Source organism: Streptomyces sp. MS191, assembly GCF_008042125.1.
Classification (GTDB): Bacteria; Actinomycetota; Actinomycetes; order Streptomycetales; family Streptomycetaceae; genus Streptomyces.
In genome coordinates, this window is the sequence record NZ_RDBI01000246.1 from 1 (window position 1) to 607 (window position 607).

The following is a 607-nucleotide window of genomic DNA, read 5'->3' on the forward strand; positions in this document are numbered from 1 at the left end:
GACCTTGACCAGGTGCGGGTGCATCGCGAGCGAGGGCGCGACCGCGTTGACGCGGACGCCGTACGGGGCCGCCTCGACGGCCGCGCAGCGGGTGAGCGCCATGACGCCGGCCTTGGCGGCGGCGGTCACGACAGCGGTGCGGCCGGCGAGCAGGCCGTGTCCGGGGACGTAGTCGGGGGTCTTTGCGGGAGGTGTCACGGGCGCGGCTCCTTGGGGAGGCCGAGCACCCGCTCGGCGATGATGTTCCGCTGGATCTCGCTGGATCCGGCGTAGACGGTGTCGGCGCGGGAGAAGAGGAAGAGCCGCTGCCAGGGGTCGAGCGCGGTCTCGTGCAGCGCGATGTCGTACCGCGACCAGAAGACCTTGTTCAGGCTCGACTCGGCTCCGATCGTCCCGCCGGCCGCGAAGCGCGCCGCCCCGCCGGCCGTGAACAGCTGGTAGGCCCGTGCCCCGATCACCGCGTCGGCGACCCGGTCGCGGACGGCCGGGTCCTCGCCCGTCGCCCGCCACAGCCGTACGAGCCGGTCGGCGGCCGCCAGGAAGCGGCCGGGGGAGCGCAGCATCAGGCCCCGCTCGTTGCCGGTCGTCGACATCGCGATCCGCCAGC

General features: G+C 74.3%; 1 protein-coding gene and 1 pseudogene. Both read right to left on the reverse strand.

Features of this window, described 5'->3' with window-relative positions:
• Nucleotides 1–123 (reverse strand): annotated as a pseudogene (locus tag EAO71_RS37220) (SDR family oxidoreductase); the annotation flags it as partial.
• Between the two features lie 71 nt (nt 124–194).
• On the reverse strand, nt 195–607 hold a 413-nt coding region (locus tag EAO71_RS37225; RefSeq protein WP_261992538.1), incomplete at its 5' end, for an acyl-CoA dehydrogenase family protein.